General features: G+C 32.1%; 21 protein-coding genes. 7 read left to right on the top strand and 14 right to left on the bottom strand.

All coding sequences use genetic code 11. The features are described from left to right. Window positions 1-7: 7 nt before the first annotated feature. On the top strand, window positions 8-1,963 hold the full coding sequence (locus C1X07_RS12705) for a S9 family peptidase (protein WP_103070408.1): 1,956 nt from the start codon (window positions 8-10) through the stop codon (window positions 1,961-1,963). A gap of 305 nt (window positions 1,964-2,268) precedes the next feature. On the opposite strand, the gene C1X07_RS12700 is transcribed toward C1X07_RS12705, so the two are convergent. The 10 genes from C1X07_RS12700 to C1X07_RS12655 form a co-directional block, all read right to left on the bottom strand. Then, window positions 2,269-3,189 (bottom strand): hypothetical protein, encoded by a 921-nt coding sequence (locus C1X07_RS12700; protein WP_103070407.1) that lies wholly within the window; start codon window positions 3,187-3,189, stop codon window positions 2,269-2,271. A gap of 126 nt (window positions 3,190-3,315) precedes the next feature. Next, window positions 3,316-4,110: a hypothetical protein gene (locus C1X07_RS12695; RefSeq protein ID WP_103070406.1), complete on the bottom strand. Its 795-nt coding sequence runs from the start codon at window positions 4,108-4,110 to the stop codon at window positions 3,316-3,318. 353 nt (window positions 4,111-4,463) lie between these two features. Beyond that, a complete protein-coding gene (locus C1X07_RS12690) occupies window positions 4,464-5,228 on the bottom strand; it encodes a hypothetical protein (protein WP_103070405.1) in 765 nt (254 codons plus the stop codon). Between the two features lie 527 nt (window positions 5,229-5,755). Then, window positions 5,756-6,238 (bottom strand): hypothetical protein, encoded by a 483-nt coding sequence (locus C1X07_RS12685; protein WP_128755271.1) that lies wholly within the window; start codon window positions 6,236-6,238, stop codon window positions 5,756-5,758. A 141-nt stretch (window positions 6,239-6,379) separates the two neighbouring features. Further along, on the bottom strand, window positions 6,380-7,111 hold the full coding sequence (locus C1X07_RS12680; protein ID WP_103070403.1) for a M949_RS01915 family surface polysaccharide biosynthesis protein: 732 nt from the start codon (window positions 7,109-7,111) through the stop codon (window positions 6,380-6,382). Between the two features lie 39 nt (window positions 7,112-7,150). After that, window positions 7,151-8,185 carry an XAC2610-related protein gene (locus C1X07_RS12675; protein WP_103070402.1) on the bottom strand — a complete coding sequence of 345 codons (1,035 nt, stop codon included), beginning with the start codon at window positions 8,183-8,185 and terminating at the stop codon, window positions 7,151-7,153. A 52-nt stretch (window positions 8,186-8,237) separates the two neighbouring features. Then, window positions 8,238-8,675 (bottom strand): hypothetical protein, encoded by a 438-nt coding sequence (locus C1X07_RS12670; protein WP_103070401.1) that lies wholly within the window; start codon window positions 8,673-8,675, stop codon window positions 8,238-8,240. A 146-nt stretch (window positions 8,676-8,821) separates the two neighbouring features. After that, window positions 8,822-10,090, bottom strand: coding sequence for a hypothetical protein (locus C1X07_RS12665; protein WP_103070400.1), 1,269 nt, complete (start codon window positions 10,088-10,090; stop codon window positions 8,822-8,824). 49 nt (window positions 10,091-10,139) lie between these two features. Next, entirely contained in the window at window positions 10,140-10,505 is a 366-nt protein-coding gene (locus tag C1X07_RS12660; protein WP_103070399.1) for a hypothetical protein, read from the bottom strand. Window positions 10,506-10,733: 228 nt separating this feature from the next. Next, window positions 10,734-11,543: a LytTR family DNA-binding domain-containing protein gene (locus C1X07_RS12655; RefSeq protein WP_103070398.1), complete on the bottom strand. Its 810-nt coding sequence runs from the start codon at window positions 11,541-11,543 to the stop codon at window positions 10,734-10,736. A 161-nt stretch (window positions 11,544-11,704) separates the two neighbouring features. On the opposite strand from C1X07_RS12655, the gene C1X07_RS12650 reads away from it, so the two are divergent. Beyond that, window positions 11,705-13,159, top strand: a complete 1,455-nt coding sequence (locus C1X07_RS12650) for an MBL fold metallo-hydrolase (protein WP_103070397.1) — start codon at window positions 11,705-11,707, stop codon at window positions 13,157-13,159. A 135-nt stretch (window positions 13,160-13,294) separates the two neighbouring features. Here C1X07_RS12650 and C1X07_RS12645 read toward each other — a convergent pair whose 3' ends face one another. The 4 genes from C1X07_RS12645 to C1X07_RS12630 all read right to left on the bottom strand — a co-directional run bounded on the left by C1X07_RS12645 (window position 13,295) and on the right by C1X07_RS12630 (window position 18,462). After that, entirely contained in the window at window positions 13,295-15,388 is a 2,094-nt protein-coding gene (locus tag C1X07_RS12645; protein ID WP_103070396.1) for a M12 family metallo-peptidase, read from the bottom strand. 327 nt (window positions 15,389-15,715) lie between these two features. After that, the gene (locus tag C1X07_RS12640; RefSeq protein ID WP_103070395.1) at window positions 15,716-16,162 is read right to left on the bottom strand and encodes a GNAT family N-acetyltransferase; all 447 of its coding nucleotides are present in this window, start codon (window positions 16,160-16,162) and stop codon (window positions 15,716-15,718) included. 136 nt (window positions 16,163-16,298) lie between these two features. Further along, window positions 16,299-17,132: a DUF5694 domain-containing protein gene (locus C1X07_RS12635; protein WP_128755270.1), complete on the bottom strand. Its 834-nt coding sequence runs from the start codon at window positions 17,130-17,132 to the stop codon at window positions 16,299-16,301. Between the two features lie 25 nt (window positions 17,133-17,157). Next, window positions 17,158-18,462 (bottom strand): hypothetical protein, encoded by a 1,305-nt coding sequence (locus tag C1X07_RS12630; RefSeq protein WP_103070393.1) that lies wholly within the window; start codon window positions 18,460-18,462, stop codon window positions 17,158-17,160. Between the two features lie 202 nt (window positions 18,463-18,664). Here C1X07_RS12630 and C1X07_RS12625 point away from each other — a divergent pair, with 202 nt between their 5' ends. From C1X07_RS12625 to C1X07_RS12605, 5 genes are all read left to right on the top strand, one after another. Continuing rightward, window positions 18,665-19,705 (top strand): sensor histidine kinase, encoded by a 1,041-nt coding sequence (locus C1X07_RS12625; protein WP_103070392.1) that lies wholly within the window; start codon window positions 18,665-18,667, stop codon window positions 19,703-19,705. Next, entirely contained in the window at window positions 19,702-20,412 is a 711-nt protein-coding gene (locus C1X07_RS12620; protein WP_103070391.1) for a LytR/AlgR family response regulator transcription factor, read from the top strand. Before C1X07_RS12625 ends, C1X07_RS12620 begins: the two co-directional genes overlap by 4 nt. Before the next feature lie 155 nt (window positions 20,413-20,567). Next, window positions 20,568-21,257, top strand: a complete 690-nt coding sequence (locus tag C1X07_RS12615; protein WP_103070390.1) for a DUF2490 domain-containing protein — start codon at window positions 20,568-20,570, stop codon at window positions 21,255-21,257. Then, the gene (locus C1X07_RS12610; protein WP_103070389.1) at window positions 21,257-21,829 is read left to right on the top strand and encodes a cysteine hydrolase family protein; all 573 of its coding nucleotides are present in this window, start codon (window positions 21,257-21,259) and stop codon (window positions 21,827-21,829) included. Before C1X07_RS12615 ends, C1X07_RS12610 begins: the two co-directional genes overlap by 1 nt. A 12-nt stretch (window positions 21,830-21,841) precedes the next feature. Beyond that, the gene (locus C1X07_RS12605) at window positions 21,842-22,543 is read left to right on the top strand and encodes a hypothetical protein (RefSeq protein ID WP_103070388.1); all 702 of its coding nucleotides are present in this window, start codon (window positions 21,842-21,844) and stop codon (window positions 22,541-22,543) included. The last annotated feature ends 223 nt before the right edge of the window (window positions 22,544-22,766 follow it).

The following is a 22,766-nucleotide window of genomic DNA, read 5'->3' as shown; positions in this document are numbered from 1 at the left end:
TATACTTATGAAAAAACTAATCACACTTAGTTTAGGTGTACTCCTTCTCTATTCTTGTAAACAAGAAAAGAAAGAAGAAGTAGCACAACCCGTTCCCGTTACAATTGATCAGTATTCTATTGAGCAATTTATGGATAATGAAAATGCCTTTGCAAATGGATTTTCTCCGGATAAATCCGAAGTATTAATGACCAGTAACAGGTCTGGGATTTATAATATGTATACCGTATCTGCCCAAGGAGGAGAACTAACTCCAATTACCGCTTCTGATAGCTCTTCTGTTTACGGAATCTCATATTTTCCTGAAGATGATAGAATTTTATTTAGAATGGATGGCAATGGTGATGAAGTTTTCAAAATCTTTGTTAAGGACAGCTCTGGTATAAAACGTCTGACTCCAGAGAAAAACGTGAGAGCTTTGTTTAGAGGATGGGCAAAGGATGGTAAAAGCTTCTTTTACGGTAGTAATGAAAGAGATCCTAAGTTTATGGATCACTATGAAATGGACATTACTGATTTCTCTTCTAAATTAATATATCAAAATACTGATGGAATGGATTTTGGAGGAATGTCTGAAGATAGAAAGTATATTGTTTTAAGAAAAGCAGTAACTACTAACGACAATGATCTTTTTATCCTTAATACCGAAACCAAAGAAAAAACTAAAATCAATGAAAAGATAAGTAGTAACTCTCCTGAAGATTTTTCACCAGATGGAAAGTCTTTTTATTATACAACAGATGATAATGCAGAGTTCAATTACCTTATGAAATACAATCTTGCAGATGGCACTAAAGAGAAGGTGATAGAAAAAAAATGGGATATTTCTGGGTTCTATTTTACTCGAAACGGAAAATATCAAATCATGTTTACCAATGAAGATGCAAAAACTGTCATTGAAGTAAAAGAAGTTGCTACTGGTACTACTATTGATTTTCCGGCAATAGAAAACCAACAAATTAACAGCGCCCGTTTTTCTAGAGATGAGTCGATGGCTATACTTAGTATCGGTGGGTCAAACACTCCTTCAAATTCATACTCATATAATCTTGCTACTAAAGAGTATCATAAACTGACAGATGTTTTAAACAAAGATATCAACCCTGATCATCTTGTAACAGCAGAAGTAGTACGGTATAAATCTTTTGATGGATTAGAAATCCCTGCAATATATTATAAACCAAAGCAAGCCTCTGTAGATACAAAGGTACCTGCATTAGTGTGGGTGCATGGTGGTCCTGGTGGGCAATCCAGACAAAGATTTAGCTCTATCATCCAATACCTTGTAAATCATGGTTACGCAGTATTAGCAGTTAATAACAGAGGAAGTAGTGGTTATGGAAAAACATTCTTTAAAATGGATGACCAAAACCACGGTGATAAAGACTTAAAAGATTGTGTTGCTGGTAAAGACTGGTTAGCCAAACAGGAAATCATTGACTCTAATAAAATTGGTATTATTGGAGGTTCGTATGGTGGATATATGACAATGGCTGCCCTTACTTATACTCCAGAAGAGTTTAAAGTTGGAGTAAATATTTTTGGAGTTACCAACTGGTTACGAACTTTAAAAAGTATTCCGCCATGGTGGGAATCTTTTAAAGAAGCATTATACACAGAAATGGGTAATCCTAATACTGCAGACTCTGTTCGATTACGAAAAATATCTCCTCTTTTTCATACTGAAAAAGTTACAAAACCATTAATTGTACTTCAGGGAGCAAAAGACCCTAGAGTACTTAAAGTAGAGTCTGATGAAATTGTCGCAGGGGTTAAAAAAAATGGTGTTCCTGTAGAGTATGTATTATTTGAAGACGAAGGTCATGGTTTTGTTAAAAAAGAAAACCAGATAGAAGCGTATGGTAGAGTTCTTAAGTTTTTGGATAAATATCTAAAAGGTGGAGACCCTCAAACAATTAATGATGGTAAAACGGAGTCAACCAAAATTGATTCTGAATCTTAAATAGAATTAGCCTGTCTATAAAGTTTACATAGAACCATATATACAGGCTATGTACTTATCAAAGATTGATTTTAATATGTAAGATTCGCAAGCATCCTTTCATTTTATAATCACTAAAAACACAATAACTCCCAAGACCGTAAAAGTCTTGGGAGTTATTTTTTTAATAAACTTTCTTCGTTATAGTATCTATAAGTTAATTTTATTCCTGAATACGTTCTTTATCTTCCCTATCAACAACATACAAACACTTATCGCTCAAAAAGGTTTTCAATAGAACTCAGGTTAATAATAAAGCAATTGCTTTAATCACACCACCAGCATCCATTGTCTATAAATGCCCAAAAGAAATCAAAAGTGTTCCATCCACCAAATTCATTTCCGCACCAACTTATTCTCTGAGATGTTACGGGTCTACCATTATTTAAAACTCCTTCAAACATAAATACTGGTTCATTTTCATACTTATGCCAAACATGAATTATTTTCCCATTAATCAAATGTTCTGCATATGCTGTCCCGGTAAATTTAGCCTCGACAATTTGATATTTTTTCAGATCATTTTTGGTGATATTTAGATCTTTTAGGAAAGAGCCTAAAGAAGTTCCTCTGCCAACAGCATAATCTTTTATATTAATAGTGCCATAATCTTCATGATAATCTAAAACAATTTCATTCCCTTTAAAAGGTACTCTTGCTTCTCCATGTTCAAAATTACTTCTATCAACTTCATAAACTCCTGCTGGAATAATTATTTCCTGCATCCCTAGTTCTCTACTTAAATTACTTCGTAGCACTACATCTTCGGGAACATTAAAACTACGTTCTTCTAAACTTCTTGAGAACACCATATGTAACTGGTCTCCTTCTATGCGAAATGCGATAACTCCACTATCAAGATCGTTATTCCCTTCTAACAAAGTATCAAAAGCTTTATGCAATTCATTTACATAACCTGTTCCTCCCGATCCAGAGTTATTTATGGAGCCCCAACCAATTACTATATCTCCATCGCCATCTGTAAAACATACTCCAGGTCCTGTTGCACAAGACCCAAAACTAAACCTCCAATCCATAGCTAAAGCCCAGGGAGCTGTATGAATTCCTGAATGTTTATGGGTTATTGATTCATTTTGAGGAATCGTAGCTTCGTCTTCTTTTACACAACTAAATACTATGGAAAGCATCAAGATTGTAATCGCTATATATTTTATTTTATTTTTCATCTGTTTATTTTTATTGTTAGTATAAAACCAGCATATATGCTGACTTACGAAAGAGAAATTCATCAAACACTATAATGGTTCACTTTCAGAAATGATTATTATTTGTTTATGGGAAATAGATAGGGATTAGTACCAACACCAAGCTCCATATGAAGAAACCTGATCATTCCACGATGTTCTCCACCACCACCATCCAGAAAGTGTATACCATTGCAGGTTTGGTATCCAGAAAAGAGATGTTGTATAGTCCTCCATATAGAAGTTAAGAGATTTACCTCCATAACATATATGTTCTCTAAGTGTAAGAAATCCTTTGGTATTAATCGGTATTCCCATCTTAATGGAAGATAAATTATCATTATAAGTTGACCCTACCCAATGGTTACCAGTAGCGCGGGTAGAAGTTCTTCTCATACCCAACATCTCCGTATTGTAATATGCGTGTTTATAAAAATAGAAGCTACCATAGCCTAAATAATTAAAACTAGAACAAGCTCCCTTGATGTTTTTGTTTTTAAAATTTTCTTTAGGTAATTGCCCTTTGTTTTCCAAGTACTGATTCATTTCCTGATCTGTATCGAATACTTTTATTGAGATCTCTTTACTGTCCATCACTGGTTTTTCAAAAAGTAATGCTTTTGGACTATCTTCTCTACCAAAAATAGTTCTTGCCATATCCACATCTCCTGATGTTTTAATAACATTTCTTTCTTTTTCATTTAGAGTATAAGTCACATTAAATTCTTTCCCCTGATAATAATAAGTATGGGAGATATCTACTATCCCTTCCTCCTGTTTTATATTTTCAATTTCATCATTAGCTTCTACTTTTGCTGTTACTACAGAATCATCTGTTTCACATCCAGAAATAAAAAACGATACTAAGGTGACGACTAGTAATCTTCTAAGTTTTTTTTTCATGATTTTGTGATTTTAATAGTACCCTACTCTTTTATAGGTTTTTCGGGTTACACCTTTTGTCTCAATTAAATATCAGAATTCAATTGATGTTGGTTTGACAAGAAGGATGTATTAGTTTATTTATAAAAACTAGACACATACTTCAAAAGTTTAATTAGATCGATCTACTACTAAGTGTAGAAACCTGATTTTCATTACCCAAAAAAGAGTGAATTGTTTTTCTTTTTCGGGAAAATAATCTGTTGTCCTCTTTTTATCAGAACTATTCCTTTAACATAAAAACTCACGCGAAGAAAGCTCCTAATGCTATTTACAATAGAAACTTTATTTTTCATTTTACAGATTCTAATTAACTAGCATGATGTTTTGAATGAATAATGATATCCATAGCAACATTTACCAGTTTTAATTTTATGAAAATTGACTTTTATCATCATTGTATGATAAACAGTTGACCCGCAATACGTCGCAGAATTACCTACATTATATAGTTTGGTCCCCAACAACCGTGACCAGATTCCGTACTTTCCATTTTTCTTTTTAATATCAAGTTCTAAATATTCTTTTGACTGCGTCTCTGATGTGTAGGTAACGGTTGCTCCAATCACGTTAGCAGCGGCATATGCATAATGTCTGTAATTTCCAGAACTTGCTTTTTCCTCATTTCCAAAAACTGAAGGATAGACAGCAAATGAATTAACATCATCGATGAATTTTGTGCCTTTAATATATACCAAAACAGAGTTCTTAAAAAGGTTTTCTCTAGAACCATATTCTTCGTCCCCTTCTTCTAAAATCTCTGTTTGAATTGAATTTGAAATTGTATTTTTTTCAACTTCTTCAGCGTTATTTATTACAATTTCGAAACTTTCGGTATTAAAACTTTTGGCATTATCTTGTGTATTTGTGAAAATAACAAGATCTACTTCATTTCCTCTTTTATCTTTTATAGTTAAACTTCTACTATAACTGTAGTTTTTTCCAATTTCAAAATTATCGCTCCTTTCATTAGTTACTGATTCATTTTGAGGAATAGTAACTTCATCCTCTTTTTCACATGCAAGCATTACAGAAAGCATAAGGATTGTAATTGCGATATAATTTATTCTAATTTTCATGATTTTGCGATTTTAACAGTACCCTACTCTTTTATAGGTTTTTCGGGATACACCTTTTGTTTCAATTAAATATCAGAATTCAATTGATGTTGGTTTGACAAGAAATATGCACTAGTTTTTATAAAAACTAAACACGTACTCTGGTTCTAATTAGATCGATCTACTACTAAGTGTAGAAACCTGATTTTCATTACCCACAAAAATGAATGAATTGTTTTTTCCTTTAAAACAAATAATCTACTATACTCTACTTATCAGAGTTATATGGAATTAGTTAAATAGAACAATTACTATTGGATAGATACAATTGAGTTGCTCAAAAGCGACCATAGCAGGAGTTTTCTTTTTGAAGATGATGTATCGGGCTTATATTTTTTTCGAAGTTTTTATATTATTCGCCCCATGAGATATTCTTATTACTATCTTAGAATAAGACTTGATACTATTGAAATTTACTTGTAAACCTAAGATTATTTTTCAAACTCAGGATGCCGTAGAGGGTTTATTTTAGATAGCAAAATTTTATCTTACTCTTCTTTAGTCGCTTTAAATTGGGTACTTAAATACACTTGTTTCCAAGTACCGTTTTCATAATTACCTACTTTAAAATTATATGTAGAATCATCTACATACTGCCACATATCGGTAACATAGCTCTCTCCATATTGATATTGATATAAGATATTGTTTCCTTCAGAAAGTACAACTCCCTCTGTTCGACCTCCAAAAACATCGAACTCCCAAAATTTTATGCTATCAGATTTGGCATCAAATTGTCTGATTCCATGGTTTCTTTCTCCCAATTCAGTTTGTTCTTTATTAATAAAACCTATAGAATTGACCACTACGACAGTACTATCTAAAGAATACCTCAATCTTATTTCTTGTTTAAATTTGCTTCCATCTCCCCAATTCCCTTCTGCCTTCCATATTTTCCCCACAAGATTATCGAATAATGAAAGTTTAGAATCTTGACCACACATAATCAATGGTAGTACTAAGATTAACAAAAAACCCTTATTTTTTATAACAGTCGACATATTTTAGTAATGATTTTGTTTTCTTTATAACTAAGATAGCTAAAAGTCGAAAAAACATTTACTATAAGGAAGTATCTTAACAAATTTTTGAAGTACTAAGCTTCTATTTCATTAATAAAACCTTTGGTTTTCGCATTTATGCGCATCCCAGCGTTTTTCAAGAAAGTCCATCAACTTACTTTTAGAAGCTAAATTTTTGCTAGCCTTGAATTCTCCTCCATAAGCTTGTTGATTACTGCACCCTAGCATAGTTTCTCCTCTTAAGGCATATTTAATACCTCCTTCATACATTATTATTTTCATTGTTCCCGGATCCATTCCTCCTCTACAAATCGAGACATAAGGCATACTAATTTCAGAAATACCATCATTATCGATATCAGTTATCGTTGTAGCTTTTGGAATAAATCCTGTAAACCAATCTACACCAAAACATTCGGTATAGTCATAAATTCTCCAACTTTGACTAAAAGCTGATTCTTTATTCTTTTTTTCGAATAAATATGCTCTTAGTTCTGATTTATCCTGAAGCATATAGCTAGTTGAGTCTTTGTCATAATCTCTCCAGATAAAGTGTCCCGTTACAGTCTGGATCAAAATTTTCTCACCAGATACATCTTTCCATTTTAGCGAGGACACCACCGTTCCTCTAAAATCAAGATATTTAGGAATATCATCATATCGTAATGAATCTATCTTAATAGTGGTATCTGAATTTTGCTTGTCCCAAATATCTAACCATAAATCAGGTTCAAGTTCTCTAAATTTTCTAATATGGGTTTCAGATTGTCCATAAATTACATTTGCCGTAATAAAAGCGAGTATGATTGTGATGAACTTCATTTTTCTAGTTATGGATATAGTTTATTCTTTAATATAAGTTTACTGATCTACTACATTGTCTAATTTGACCTTGCGAACATTTTGTAATGAGCCTTTTAAGGAATTCAAATTTCCTTTTAAGTCATATTTTTTCCCATTCATTTTAACATAAACCCCGATCTCTTTTACTTTATTGCCCTCTCTATGTTCATATATTTGATAAACCACATTCTTATTATTAAACGTCAGAGCACTTTCTGTCTTATTAATTCTAAAATCAGGATTTTTGTAAATAGCTTCAATCGGATACGAAAACTCAACGACTTTATTAGGTTTAAGGAGCACATAATTTAATTCTCTATCGTTTATAGTAAATAGTACTACTCTTTTTTGATTTTTGGTTAATTCAAACGACATGATCTCTACGACTTCATTAAAATCAATAGTAGTTTCGTTACTTTCTATCATTTTGCTACCGTGCCGTTCAATTGTTTTTGTTGTCAGGTAAGGAAGATCTGTAGCATCTTCTTCTATAATTAATACTGGTTTTGGAACTCCATCTATTACTTCGAATTTTGAAAACTGATGCCAACAACAACCGCTTTTGGTCATTGTATCAATCGTTTTGGTCTCTTTATCTACCCGAAACATACCACAATATTCTTGTGCTAACCTTGTAAATTCTGGGCTATGTATTAGCTGGTTATTTTTTTCGAGGTATACCTGAAATGAGGGACCATGATAACAACTAAATTGTCCATCTAGTATGGCCAAATCTTTATCTCCATCAAAATCAAAGTCTTGACTAATAATTATACTTTGTTCTCCATAAGGTAATTCTAAAACATTTGTAGCTACATTTCCATCTTTATCTATATCAAAAGTCAATTCGTCGGATTCAATTTTTATGATTTCTTTAGCTCTTGCTTTTTCTATGATAGTAATAGTGCCCGTTTTAAACACTTCATCTTCAGAACCTGATGCTATTACAAGTTTACCCTTGTACCTATCTGAAAATCCATCGATAACATACTCTGTTTGCCCAAAAACGGATAGTGAAAGTAAGAAGGAAAAAAAGTATAAATATTTTCTCATAGTGTTATACTATTGTATTGCTTTAAGTTTGGGTGTCGAAGATATCTATTTTTTAGACTAAGTCGATTAAAGTCTTTCTAATTGTTTTTTTGTCTTTATCAGATTTTATAGCACTAAGATCAATTTCTAATTTAGTTGATCCTTTTGTTATAAGCACCACTTTATCCTCTTTACCTTGTACTTTATCAATATCTGATATGTGTATTGTATTAACCGAATCTGATGCTTTTGTTCGATACACTAATTGACCTTGAGAAACTTTGATAAAAAGTTTCCTGGCTTGATTAACAAACTTTCTCGATCGAATAATTAAGTACACACCGATTGCAATCCCTAATGGCTTATCCCAATCTCCAGGAAATTCTATTATAAATTGATTTGTTTGGAGGTAACTATATAGATTATAGCTAAAAGTGAGGATTAGGAAAACTCCTGTTATGACAAACAAATACATCGTTCTGGTAGATCCTTTTTTTATAATATAATTCATTTGTTTATGTTTTAGACTTTCGTCACATACAATACCACGCTATAAACAAAACTATGATTTTTTCTTATTGATCACTCAAGGTATACTTTAGAATAGTTTTGGGTATTAAACTTTTGTATAACACCTACGTTTTTCGACAGGCAACATTACCACATCAGTATGGGTTCTTCTTTCCATAGGATTAATCTAAACTCTTCAAAATGATTACCATCTCCTATAGTATGATTATCTCTATGTCCTTTTCCTAGTCTAAGCTTATGAATCATTCCTGAACAAGAACCAACCCACAAGGTTTTCTCATCATCAGAAATTGTGAGGCTACTTATGGTTGATCCTAAAAAATGTCTCCATACACATTTTCCTTCTTTATCAAAAGCTTTAATATATCCATACGCATCTCCAAGAATATAGTATTCTTTTGTGGTTAGACCTGTATATACTCTCATTCCATCATCTATTACCTTATAGGTTTCACTTTCTTCATAGGCTTCTATTTTTAGTCCAGTTATAGTATCTGTATCTACTCCAATTGTAATTCCGTTATAAAAATGACATGAATTTGTTATCAATTGTGAGTCATCTTTTGAAAACAAGCAGTAATGAGGGTATGATGATTGGGGTCCGATCTCTCCTATTTGCTCCCCTTTTACATTTAGTATTCTATGGTCAGCACCTTGATCTCCTACTACAATAAATTGGTTATCATTTGATAGTGTTGCATTTTCCATATCTATATATGGATCCCATTCTTCATCTTCGGGATCAGGTATCGGGTGAATCATTTCTTCATGTGATTTTGAAATTATATAGATCCCCTCTGAAGTTGTCAAAAGTAGTTTTAACCCATCATTAAAAGGAATAAGTTCTGTAACTCCAATATCTTTGGTTTGATCTAGAATAAAAGTTTCTATAATTTCCCCTTCCCACCCTTGTGTTGTGGCAATTCGATTATTGGCTAGTATTGCAAAGACATTATTTTTCTTTGATTTTCCTATGGCTCTAATAGACGAATCCAGTTCAATTGTTTTGTTCTCATTAAGAATATAAGCTTGTCTATTTTGATATGCAGTTCCAACTAAAAAGATAATTTTTTCATTATTGATAAAATGTAGTTGTTCTATATTCTGACTTTTTTTCTGCAAGAGTTTGATTAGTGGTGAATGTGCGGGTGGGTAGTTTGTTCTAAACTCTTCTACGGTACCATTTTCATTGGCTTCTTTTAATAATCTATATACCTCATCAGCCAGGTACCCCCTTTCATCTTTGGGTTCTTCTCCTTTCCACTTATCCCAGCCATGTTTTTCTCCAAATGCTACCATTTCATTTATCCCAGTTGCATATGTATTGCCTAGAGTATTCCATTCTTCTTTTGTAGTATTCTGAATTTTCTTTTTATTAAAAAAACTAAATTTCATTTATCTGTTTTTAATTAAGTATGATGTACGCCAATAAGTTGTTTTGCAATTACCAAATAGCTATCGTTTTTCTAAAATCAGAATCTCCACTTACTGTGATAACTAGTTTTGAAGGGATAAAACTTTTCCCTTTATATTTAGGTGTTCCAGAATAGCTTAACCTTTTGCCATTCATTAATTCCTTTTCAATCTTTTTATCAAATCGTTCTTTCAGTCCTAGAGCAAATTTTGGGGCATACAGAGTGTTTAATGAGTTATCTTGCCCTCCAAATACTATAGGCATTAAATACATTTTGACAAGCTCTCCTTTTTCATATAATTCAATAGCTTTTTCATTACTATCTATTGTACTGAAATCTAATTTCCCTCGATTTGCAGATGTAGAGCTTTTACTTTTTTTTAACCAACCAAACATGCTTCTAATGTTAATGTCCTACAATTTCTAATTGTTACCATCAATTATATAAAAAGATGTATTTATAACAACAAAACTATCGATTATTCATATCTACTACTACCCTATTTTCAGGGGAATTGCACAGCTGTTTTTAGGTATAAACACTGCTATGTAATATTATGCATGGATAATTTTTGAAACAGAAGAAGAAAAGTATCTTTAACTCTAATTCGATACAAAGTTTTTTTAGGACAATACCCTTTTAAGCTCTACTATTCGCTTGCGAGTTACTACAAACTCTTTACCTGTGTTTAATGAAAGGATATACTTTTCATTCTCCCAATACGAATAGCTTTTTATTGCAGAAATATTCACAATTACGGATCTATTGATTCTTGCAAAATGTTTTTTACACAGTAAATTCTCTAGAGTAGTAAGGTTTAATTCAATTTTGAATTCTTTTTCATTAGAGTTTACAACATAATTCCTTCCAATTTTCTCAAAAAAGGTTATTTCTTTTAAAGTCAAGGGTATTTTGCCCAAAGGACCTTTTACTTCCAGCTCCTTAGATAATGGATCTCTTCGATAGCTCATGAAACTCAGTAATAAAACACCATTAATTCCTAGGTAAGTAACAAAGATAGTTCTATATATAATCGTCCATACATTTACTTCATCCAAACTATTTTTATGCCACGCAAAAAAATAAGTCAAAAGTATATATGCAACACAGGAAACCCCTGCAACGAGTAATAAATTTGCTTGAAAACGAATGTATTCTTTTCTCCCAACTGGTAATTTATCAATTCTCAAAATCGCACTACTACCGCGATAAATTTCAAAAACAAATATCAAAAGCATCATAGACCAGATCGAATTTTCTAAAAAGGTAGTAAATACAAATTCCTTACTACAAACTGGAATATTACCCCAAAAAGGTGAAATAACATTATTATGACTACATAGGTTTACAAATTCTGGTAATAATAAGAGTACGTAACATCCTAATATATATATTGGATTTCTAAGAAATTGAAAATGTATTTTTCTTTGCATTTTTTACATCATATTTGGGTACAAAAAACCCCTATTTGGTGGTTTAATGGGCACTGTACGAAAATAAGTAAATGATATTCTAATATATTTGAGGCATGAGTTAAGATATTCCCAAAACTTATATCCTTAATCAATAAGTATCAATTATCACAAAAAAATCAATGAGAAAAATTAACGCGCTACAAAAAATCACATTATTAATTTTTGCCCTAATCATTTATTCGTCTTGTAATAATCCAAAAACTACCTCTCAGATTGTTTTTGAAAATTTGCAGAAAGAATATGGTTTTAGCGAGACTTTAAAAAAGTTTAGAGTAAAGTATAAATCTATAAGCCCGTTTTCACATCAAAGTTATGATTACAAGCACCCTGAAGATCCCATTAATGGTTATAACACATCCACTACCGAAATAGACCTAGAAAATGAGCAATTTTACAGTCATAATAAAGGTTTTTATCCCGGTGAGTTTTTATTCGAATTCTTTCATTTTCAAAAAGACTCTCTTGTCATATCCTATGATGTAAATGGTGTTCTTATAGGGAAACAAGTTGAAGTCGGAGAAGATACTTTTAGTAATGTTAAAAAAAGGGCTACAAGTTTTCTTGATTTTACAAATGTTTCAGACTTACTTACCTACCAAAAGCAAGGGGATTCTATAGAAACAATTCTTAGCAAAGAAAAAAACGAGGCTGTTATAAAACATATGGACAAGGATTCTTCTATAAATATTTACACATTTAAAATGAATCCTACTCAGTTACTTTCTATAGAAAGTAAAGCAAAAAACACTAAAACTGTATTTAGTAATTATAAGGACGTAAATGGTATTTCGTTTGCTCATAGTGTAGATGTATACAGATCGGATAACTTGCAAAGGCAGTATGTAATTGAAGAGTTAAACAAGATCACCAAAGTCGACCCTAATAAACTAGTTATTCCTGAGGGCTATATCGTACCTAATAAAGAAAAGGTGCAAGAACAGAGTAAAGTTATAGAAATAGCAAAAAACTTATATCTAATTACTACTCCAGATGGTGGTAGAAATATGCTTTTTAAGGTTACTGATAAAAGCATCACAGTTTTTGGTGCTCCTATCTCGGATAAAGTTTCTAAAAATGTTATTTCATTGATTGAAGATAAATTTCCTAACAAAAACATTGATTATGTATATGTTACCCATTCTCATCATGATCATATTGGGGGGCTTAATGCGTATGCTCAACAAAATGTAACGATTCTGGCAGACAGTTATACTATTGAGGCAATTAAAGCATATCCAAGATTTGAAAAGGATATCAATAAATTTAAATTCTCTCCTATTAGACATAATCAGATTCTAAATGATGTACAATTTTTTATACCCAAAAACTCACACAGTCTAGGGCAAAGTTTTGCATACTTCACAGATTCTCAAATTATATATGAAGGTGATTTTTTAGAGGTTCCATTTGATAACACGATCCCCACCTATATGTCTAAAGTAGAAAAAGAATTTGTAGAATTTGTAAGAAAGGAAAAATTAAAGATTAAAAGAATAGTTGGGAACCATAGAAATGCAAATATATCTCTAGAAACTATGAACGCATACTATGATTCTAATACAACAAAGAAGTAATATCCTAATACGTTTGCAAACAAATGTATGAATCAAAACCATAGAATAGTTTTCTATAAAAAGACATGACATAAGAAAGGCTGCTTTTACAAGCAGCCTTTCTTTGTAGGACCAAAACTTATTATTTATTAAAATTTATTTTATAAAAATCTTTTGAGTAAGTGTTTTTGTACCTGTGTTTATTTGTACAAAATAGATACCCGTAGATAATTTACTAATATCTATTACTTTTCTTACTACAATTCCTCCTGGAGGTGATTTTAATTCTACTATCTCTAATGCTCTTCCGTTCATATCTTTAATAGTAATATGAGCAGAAGATGATTTTAGGTTACTAATTTCTAGATTAAGTAGATTTTTTGCTGGATTAGGATAAGTTATAAAACTTAGATCTCCTCCCAAAGCTGGTCCCTCTCCATCAAAAGAAGTAAAGGCCGCTCCACAAGGTCCTAAATTTTTCCAACCTGTTGCTGTTCTTTCATATAACGATCCATTATAAGTTACTCGATCTCCAACACTATAATTAACAGTAGAAGACCAAGGCGCTACACCAGCACAAGGATCACCTGTAGTAGTACATGGACCAAGGTTTTGCCATCCACTAGCTGTACGCTCGTATAGGTTACCATTATATGTTACCCTATCACCAATACTATAATTAACATTAGGTGACCATGGCGCTACACCATCGCAATTACCACCACCACTACTACAGTTTCCTGAAGAGTTATAGGTAGTCTGATTACAAGCGATAGTAAAATTATCAACTGTTTCTCCAGATGATTTTTTGGCTTGCCATGCACTTCCTACCGTAGTATTTGCTGCATAAGAACCTCCTGCATTAGCAGACCCTTGTAAAGAGTTGTTTCGGTAGTACTGTAATGTACAATCTGTGTTATTTGTAAAAGTTACAGATATTGGATCACCAGATGAGCAACCACCACCATTACAAGTTTGTAGACAACTAGAATTACCAATATAATTCTGGATCACATTACGTGGTTGCGAACCAAATCCTTTGTTGAAATTTACTCCAACACTAGTATTAGGGCAATAGCTCATTATGGTTCCTCCACCAGAAGGGTTTCCTGGTATACTACAATTTCCTTCTGTAAAACCGGCACAACCATCTATGGCAGTATTATTACCGTTCCACACACAGGCATGTGTATGTCTTGATCCTACATTATGACCTAGCTCATGCGAGACAAGGAATACATCAAAAGAGTATGTAGGGATGTTACTATAACTACCTCTAATTCCAGAAACGGCATAATTTCTTGATGAGTTACATAGTGTTCCTATTCCTCCGGCAACACCTCCACTATAGTTATATGTTACAAAATGTCCTAAATCTCCATTAAGACCATTACGGTTTTTATAACTGATATAGCTATCTAGGTTATTGCTAAATGGTTGATTAGAAGTCCATGCCTTAGTTCCTGATAACTTGATCGATATTTGATCATTAGCATATAGAGCAGCTACCTGATTAAACAGACCTTCTATATAATTAGAAGCTCCTTGACTTCCACCTTTATCGTTAACAACATCGGTTCCGATATCAAAAAATACTCTTGGGCATTTTGCAGCTGCACGACTTTTAGGAGTATCTGCTAATTCTTCGATGGTATATCCCTGAGGATCATCCTCTACCTGGCAAGCAAGCTCATATAAAAAACTAATCTCCTTATCTTTATACAAGATATGACTCTTAGAATTCTCTACAGGACCTACTACCATATTACCATCCTGACCTTCGATACTAATAAAACCAGAGATTTTATTGTCATAAAAACTAATTGCAACCAGAGAATTAGGCTGTTCTCTTACCACTCCTCGATAATGTGCAATATTATCACGCTTCAGGGATTTTCCTGATGGCATTTCTATAGCAACATAATCATCTGTTCTTATATTTACTTTTACAAGATCAAGTGACATTGCTGATTTCTGACCAGGAATATCTAAATTCATGGTACTAGGGAAATTCCCCTGTAAGGATTTCATTTTACTCTGATCTATTGCAAACAAAACATAATCCTTTAATCCCTTGGGGACTTGAATTTGGTTTTTTTGTTGATTAATCGAAGTAAATAATTGTGTACTTTCAAAATTCGATCCCAAAGATTTCTGTTGGGCTACTAGTTCACTGGGTTTGTGTAGTTGAGTTTGTGCAAAGCTCATTACCGTAAAAAAGGTAATAGCAATCGCTAGAATACGTTTCATTATGTTAGGTTTAATTTTTGAATATTTAATGGATAGCTATTTGGCCCTACAAATCATCCCTATAAAAATTCAAAAGAGTTTGTGTATCATAAAATTACAAACTTAATGGCAACCTAAAAAAAATATTTTCACTTATTTACAAATAGTAATATTCTTTACTTTCTTTCAATTTGTTTTGAAGCTTACCATCACTCCAATTTGCACTGGTGGCTTATCTAATTTTAAACATTTTCTACTTCGACCATGCTTCGGATATATAAAGAACTACTCAGAACGGTTTGTGTAAAATGTATTTTGATACATTTTACACAAACTGATTAGATATTTTTACTTATTATTCCATTCATAAAAATTAGAACCTTTATTAAGCTCAAATCCTGTTTTTGGATACAAATTATTACCAATTTCATTCACTTTCTCTGTTTCTAAAAACATTCCACAAGCAGACGAATCTGTTACCAACTTTTTTGCTCTTTCAATGAGTTTTATAGAGATTCCTTTTCCTCTAAACTCCGGATTGACAAATAAGTCATTTAATAACCATAGTTTTTTCATTCTTGTTGATGAGAATAAAGGGTATAATTGTACAAAACCTACTAATTTATTTTCATATGTCTCACAAACAAAAATCTCAGAATCTTTATTGTTTAATCGATCAGCAAGAAATTTTTTTGCAGAATCAATGTCTGCTTCTTTTCTATAAAAGACTCTATATCCATCAAACAATTCACTTAATTGCTCTAAATCAGTGCTTTTAATTTCTCTTATTATCATATTTGTTATTTTAATTTTTACTAACGATACATTTTTTACAGTAATACACTCTAATAATATCGCCGTTACGTACTGAAATTACTAGTGTTTCTTTCTGTAGGGAATTATAATAACGTATCAATATACTCTTTGTTAATTATTCATTGTAATTCAATACCTGATTGATATCATAATATTCCCAATCTGTTCTATCTTTGATAAGGTCTACCAAAATATCTTTATGGCCTGCACCATAAATAACTAGAACCCTATCTTCTGGTGTAATGATCCTATTTAGGTTTGTAAAAATTCTTAAATTTCTAGTATACCAACCAGCAACTACATCGGTACCTATATAGCTATTATCAGTTCCAAAAGAAACTAAGTGCTTTAAATAAAAATTCTGATTGTAGTTTTTATCAAATTCGGTACTATTTACAAATCTAATAATATCCAAGACGGTACCTTTGGACATTGATTTTATATCTTTTTCAATGTTTTCAATAAACTTCTTAAACTCTTCTAATTGGGCATATTGATTATTCTGCTTTGCATAGATTATAACGGGTTCTATATCAAACTCTGCTGTAGCATCGATAGGGTATAACTTATCTAGATTCATTCTTTTTGCCAGAGGATAAGAAAGTTGTACAACTTCGCCTGGTATACGCCACTTATCATTTTCACTTACTTCTTTTTCTAATATACCATTACGATAATTATTATAATGTATCTGGCTCCACAAAGTGTCCTCCCTTGGTTTTTCTATTGCAATCTTGGTAGGTTTAAATCGTGCTACCAAATCAATAAGTTGTTTTAGTTCTGCTTGTTTTTTATTTGATAGGATATCTCCCATATCCATATTTACTTCGTCTGCACCGGGATTATGCAAATGAACCATCCCTAAAACTGTTATCACCGGTTTTTGACTCTGGGCAATACAGGGTAAACATAAACAACAAATAGTTATTGTCAAAATTACTTTTTTCATTATTTAAAAATTAAGTAGTTACATTTCATTTGTTTAAAACCTCAGTTCGATTTGGTGTTATCTTACTATCGACAGGTAAAATCAATTGATAGTCATACCCTTCTATAAGGTTTTTTATACGGTGATAGTCTCCATTTGTTGGTAAGGTAACATGTCCTAATTCGATATCTTTGCGTATAGACTCGAGATCAATTATTGTCCATTGATCTCGTTTTGCTTGAATCATAAAATCCCGTAGCCGGTTGAAGTATAAAGGATACTTCTTTAAGTAATCTTCTTCTATCCCATTAGTATTAAAATAGCGATGCCAAGAATTAATGATGGTTGCCTTACTATCATTTTTTGTAGCGATTTCGGTTATAAGATTTCCTAGATCATAACATCTATTAGTCATTATTTTTGAAGCATGTAGATTACCAAATTTTAAAAATACTTTAGGGTTTGCTTCTGTTTCTAACGCTTTATTGTAATGCGATAAAAAATTGGTACGCATATAGCTTATCCTATCAGCATGTGAGTCATCTCTCCATCTAGTATATATGTCCCAACTCATTTCTAAATCTTGAACCATCTTCTTTGTATTTTCTTTCTCTCGAAAGCGATTTAGATATTGCGTTACAATGGAATCTTTTTGTATTTCTTCAAAAAGCTTAATATTAGAATTTGGTAAATTATCCTTTGTATACCAAGAGGTAATTATTTTAGACACCTTTTCTTTTTCTGATTTGATGGTTAGATATTCGGTATCATTTTTAGCCAATGAGAGAAATTCGTCTATAAAAAACAATGTAGATGAATAATACTCTTGATCGAGTCCCCAAATATTCATGTTTCGCTCTCGAATAGCACGAAGAAAATAGGCATCCTCCAAACCATCAAAAAAAGGAATGGGAACCTGATGATCTTCTTCTAAGGCATATTTTGAGGTAAATATTTTTAAGTTCTCTACCGTAGCAGATGGAGGTGAACTAAGCGTCATCAGTTTTTTTGCAGCATACGGACCTACCTCAAAAGCAGTGTGATTAAATCCTTCTTTATGCAATATTGGGATGAGTGCCGCGATTAACTCTGAAGTAACCTTGGAGCCATGTCTCTCGCCAAACATTATAAATTGTGAGTTAGAAATAATATTTTTTAATAGTGCATATCCTTCTCCTGTTATTATAGTATCTGCAAGTGTAAAGTGTCGTGTTTTTGTAGCGATATATGTTGAATCTATACTAGATCCTCCAACCTCAATTTTTGTTTTTGCTTCAATGGTATCCGATGCTTTTTCGCCTTTGCAAGAAAAAAATAAAATTAAACCAATAAGTATTATAAATTGTCTCATTACATTATATATTTGAGACCAAAATAAAAGGGTATCCCTATTAAATATGGTGGATTTACATCTACTCTTATGTTTATCTTATAAATGGGTACAAATTCACTACCTAAAATTTGGTTGTATGGTTTGCCGGGTTTGTATAAAGAAAATAAGGATTGTTACCAGAACCGAATAGATTGAATACTCAAAATAGTATTTTTGACCTATGGTCGTATCAAAATACCGTTGGAAATATCATGTACTGCTAGGTGTATTAATTATTATAATGGACATGTATGGTGATTACATATACAAACAAAAAAACAGCTGGGCGGACTATTTTGAATACCCTCTGTTTTTATATACTCTGGCAATGTATACTACTTTCTTTTGTATCTACATATTAAATTATAAGATATTATGTCCTTTTATACTTTCGCGCAAACGTATATTACAATATATCTCTGGGGTTATTCTATTAGTATTTCTATATGCTGGTATTCGTTATCTACTAGAAGAGGTTTTACTATATTCTATTACCGGATTACATAACTATGGAGATAATTATCGCCATTTTAGATACTATGTCTTTGATAATTCCTATTATGCTTCAAAAAGCTTACTGTTCAGTACCGCAATATATCTTTTCTTTAGATTTGTAGATCATCAAGATGCTATACATCGATTAAAAATTGAAAACAAAAAGGCAGAGTTAAACTTGCTAAAATCACAACTGGATCCTCATTTCCTTTTTAATACACTAAATAGCTTTTATTCAGATCTTATACAGAGTGAGCCCAAAATAGCAACAGATATTCATCGGCTTTCGGGTCTATTACGATTTGTGACTTATGAAACGCAGCAAGAGACTATCTCATTACAAAAGGATCTAAAATTTATTTCGGATTATATATTCTTTTATAAAAAACGATATGAAGATAATCTGGCTGTTGACTATCAAGTACATGGTACTGTAGCTAATCAAAAAATCCCTGCAATGCTATTAATTCATTTTATAGAAAATGTTTTTAAACATGGTATTGTTAACGATTCTTCGGCTCCTGCCACTATCACGATTACAATTCACTCCAAGAACTTGGAGATCCATACCAAAAATAAAAAGGCTCTTTCAGAGAAGTACCTAGAAGAAGGAATTGGATATATGAGTATCCATCAAAGGTTATCTATTCTTTTTAAAAACGATTTTACATTATATCAGAGTGAACAAAAATCTTACTTTGAAGCTTATCTAAAAATACCTATATGAGTAAATCATTACGTTGCCTTATCGTAGACGATGAACCACCAGCAATACGTTTGCTAGAAAATTATGTATCCAAAGTACCTTTTCTAGACCTTATCGCTACCACTACAAAAGCTATAGAAGCACTTAAACAAATCGAAAATGATACTATAGATTTGGTATTTTTGGATATCCAAATGCCAGATTTGTCAGGAATTCAATTATCCAAAATTGTCAAAGATCGGGTACAGATTATTTTCACCACAGCGTATCCTCAGTTTGCTTTAGAGGGATATAACCTGAACGCTATGGATTACTTACTTAAACCTTTTGAATTTGAACGATTTTATCAAGCAGTACTCAAGGTTAAACAAAAAAATATCACTACTGATCAAAATGTATCTGCAAAAGAATATTTATTTGTAAAGACTGATGGTAAAAACAATTACGAAAAGGTCTACCTTGATGATATTTTGTACATAGAAGGCTTAAAAAATTATATTGCCATACATCTGCCACACAAACAAATCATTACCTATAATACATTAAAATATATAGAAAACACATTACCCGAAAGCACATTCATCAAAATCCATAAATCATATATCGTTGCTATGAATCATATTCTCAAAACAGATTCGTTACATGTCTATATTAATGATCAGATACTTCCTATAGGAGATACCTATCGCAAGGATTTTTTTGAAATCATTACCAAAAAGAAATTGTAATTATGATCTTTATAAATCATTTCTTATATAAATCTTAAAGTGAGGTATAGAAGGATTTGTTTATTTTATCTTTACTACTTTTTTTCAACAAATAAATTTAGATTTTCTACAGAATTACATTTTAATTTTGAATACAACTCAAAGCATTTTATAAGATGAACACAAAAAGCTTATTTCTTTTTTTAGTATTATTTTCGACAATAACATTTTCTAACGCTCAGGATAACGGTCAGGATGAACTAGGAGCCTGGTATATGTATTTTGGCACAAATCAGGTAACTGATAAACTGAGTATTCATTCTGAAGCTCAATTTCGGTTTTATGAAACCGCTTCTAGTTTTAATCAATTATTATTGCGTACAGGGTTAAACTATCATATTAGTGATAAAGCAATTGCCACTTTGGGATATGGTTTTATAAGCACCGATGGTACCTTTGAGGATTTACCGGGAGAAGAAAACACTAAGGAACACCGAATCTTTGAGCAATTTATTCTAAAAAACACTGTAGGGAAGTTTAAATTTGAGCACAGATATCGTCTGGAGCAAAGGTTTATTAATACTCAGAATGATGATTTTACAGAACATAGAGCAAGATATCGATTACAACTAACTTATCCTATCAATGAAAAATGGTTCTTGAATGCCTATGACGAAGTTTTTATAAATCTGCAAGAACCTATTTTTGGTCAAAACAGATTGTATGGTGCTGTGGGGTATAATGTAAAATCTAATTTTAGTATACAGCTAGGGTATCTCAAAAATCACTTTACAGGAATCAATTATGACCGATTACAGCTAGGTGTTATTTACAATACTGATTTTAGAAAAAAAGAAAAGCAATAATGAAGATTTCAAAAGAAAAAAATCCAGCTTTAGTATTAATAGATATCCAAAAAGGTTTTGAAGATATCACCCACTGGGGGGGAGAGCGTAATAATCCAGATGCAGAAACCAACATGGAAAAGCTATTAGTATCCTGGAGAAAAAACAATCTCCCAGTATTTCATATCAAACATTGCTCTACCTCTCCTACTTCTCCACTATCAAAAAATAATAGTGGTAATGATTTTATGGATTTTATCGATCCGCAAGACAACGAACCTATAATCGAAAAAGAAGTTAATAGTGCTTTTATAGATACAAACCTCAAAGAGCAATTAGAAACCAAAAAAACAGACACTCTGGTTATCATAGGACTAACTACAGATCATTGTGTATCCACCACCACCAGAATGGCAGGTAATTATGGGTTTGACACCTATCTTATTGAAGATGCGGTGGCAACTTTTAATAAAACAGGAGCTAATGGACAGAACTATAGTGCGCAACTAATACATGACACCGCTATCGCAAGTTTAAAAGATGAGTTTGCCACTGTCCTATCAACAGAGCAGCTTTTGCAACTAATTTCTTAATATAGAGAGGCTATGTCAAAAATTGATTACCAGAATAAACTTATCATACTTAAGGAAATCGATACAAAAGACATACGCACCCCAAATATTCCCATAGATATTTATCTTCAGGAAGCCGAAGATTTATATCTATGGGTTTTGGATGATAAAGAGGCATTACTAAAAATTAACCTGGATTGGAAACACCATGTAGAAGATCTAACTGCCCGTGCAGGAGCACTAAGACATGCCCAGGCAATATGGGTAAACAGAAAAAATGGGCAAGAAAAACCCCAAAAACTATGGAAAGAAAAACTTCTCGTAGCAAAAGAATTACGAGCAGAGTTACTTGCTGATTTTAGGTATGCTTATCGTAATCAAAAAAATGCCTTGAGTGCCATTAGAGCTATAGCCAAAGGAAATAGTTTTGCAGATTTGATCCAGGATCTTAGTAATCTTGATATTTTAGGAAAGTCGTATCCTACAGAACTAGAGCATATCAATTTTGATGTTCAAAAACTCGATCTTGCCGGTCAATTATCCTCAGAAATAGCAAAACTGCTGGCGCTGGCTAATAATGCTACCGCTCAGAATAGTAATATTGTAAAAATAAGAAACCAGGCATATACTCATCTAAAAGAGTCGGTAGACGAAATTCGTAATGCCGGCAAGTATATTTTTAGAAATAATCCCAATCGATTTAAAGGATATATCAGTAGACACAGAAAAGCTTAGCTCCTATTATAACTAATCCCGGGACTATTTTAGTAACTCACCATACTTGCTATTATGCTCACCATGGCATTTGTCATACTCATCACAATAAATATATTGCTCACCATAATTATTCATATACTCACCATTCATAATATCATGCTCACCATACTATATTTTATGCTCCCCATTACGGGAATTATATGATTTAATCTGAGGAATAGTACATTTACTATAGTGAGTA

The organism is Aquimarina sediminis, assembly GCF_002895435.1.
Taxonomy (GTDB): Bacteria; Bacteroidota; Bacteroidia; order Flavobacteriales; family Flavobacteriaceae; genus Aquimarina; species Aquimarina sediminis.
This window is presented reverse-complemented; position numbering and strand designations above follow the sequence as displayed.

Bases quoted from the DNA above. Each gene is read 5' to 3' on its own strand.
- C1X07_RS12705 (WP_103070408.1), top strand. From the start codon at position 8: ATGAAAAAACTAATCACACTTAGTTTAGGTGTACTCCTTCTCTATTCT.
- C1X07_RS12700 (WP_103070407.1), bottom strand. From the start codon at position 3,189: ATGAAAAATAAAATAAAATATATAGCGATTACAATCTTGATGCTTTCC.
- C1X07_RS12695 (WP_103070406.1), bottom strand. From the start codon at position 4,110: ATGAAAAAAAAACTTAGAAGATTACTAGTCGTCACCTTAGTATCGTTT.
- C1X07_RS12690 (WP_103070405.1), bottom strand. From the start codon at position 5,228: ATGAAAATTAGAATAAATTATATCGCAATTACAATCCTTATGCTTTCT.
- C1X07_RS12680 (WP_103070403.1), bottom strand. From the start codon at position 7,111: ATGAAGTTCATCACAATCATACTCGCTTTTATTACGGCAAATGTAATT.
- C1X07_RS12675 (WP_103070402.1), bottom strand. From the start codon at position 8,185: ATGAGAAAATATTTATACTTTTTTTCCTTCTTACTTTCACTATCCGTT.
- C1X07_RS12670 (WP_103070401.1), bottom strand. From the start codon at position 8,675: ATGAATTATATTATAAAAAAAGGATCTACCAGAACGATGTATTTGTTT.
- C1X07_RS12665 (WP_103070400.1), bottom strand. From the start codon at position 10,090: ATGAAATTTAGTTTTTTTAATAAAAAGAAAATTCAGAATACTACAAAA.
- C1X07_RS12660 (WP_103070399.1), bottom strand. From the start codon at position 10,505: ATGTTTGGTTGGTTAAAAAAAAGTAAAAGCTCTACATCTGCAAATCGA.
- C1X07_RS12655 (WP_103070398.1), bottom strand. From the start codon at position 11,543: ATGCAAAGAAAAATACATTTTCAATTTCTTAGAAATCCAATATATATA.
- C1X07_RS12650 (WP_103070397.1), top strand. From the start codon at position 11,705: ATGAGAAAAATTAACGCGCTACAAAAAATCACATTATTAATTTTTGCC.
- C1X07_RS12645 (WP_103070396.1), bottom strand. From the start codon at position 15,388: ATGAAACGTATTCTAGCGATTGCTATTACCTTTTTTACGGTAATGAGC.
- C1X07_RS12640 (WP_103070395.1), bottom strand. From the start codon at position 16,162: ATGATAATAAGAGAAATTAAAAGCACTGATTTAGAGCAATTAAGTGAA.
- C1X07_RS12635 (WP_128755270.1), bottom strand. From the start codon at position 17,132: ATGAAAAAAGTAATTTTGACAATAACTATTTGTTGTTTATGTTTACCC.
- C1X07_RS12630 (WP_103070393.1), bottom strand. From the start codon at position 18,462: ATGAGACAATTTATAATACTTATTGGTTTAATTTTATTTTTTTCTTGC.
- C1X07_RS12625 (WP_103070392.1), top strand. From the start codon at position 18,665: ATGGTCGTATCAAAATACCGTTGGAAATATCATGTACTGCTAGGTGTA.
- C1X07_RS12620 (WP_103070391.1), top strand. From the start codon at position 19,702: ATGAGTAAATCATTACGTTGCCTTATCGTAGACGATGAACCACCAGCA.
- C1X07_RS12615 (WP_103070390.1), top strand. From the start codon at position 20,568: ATGAACACAAAAAGCTTATTTCTTTTTTTAGTATTATTTTCGACAATA.
- C1X07_RS12610 (WP_103070389.1), top strand. From the start codon at position 21,257: ATGAAGATTTCAAAAGAAAAAAATCCAGCTTTAGTATTAATAGATATC.
- C1X07_RS12605 (WP_103070388.1), top strand. From the start codon at position 21,842: ATGTCAAAAATTGATTACCAGAATAAACTTATCATACTTAAGGAAATC.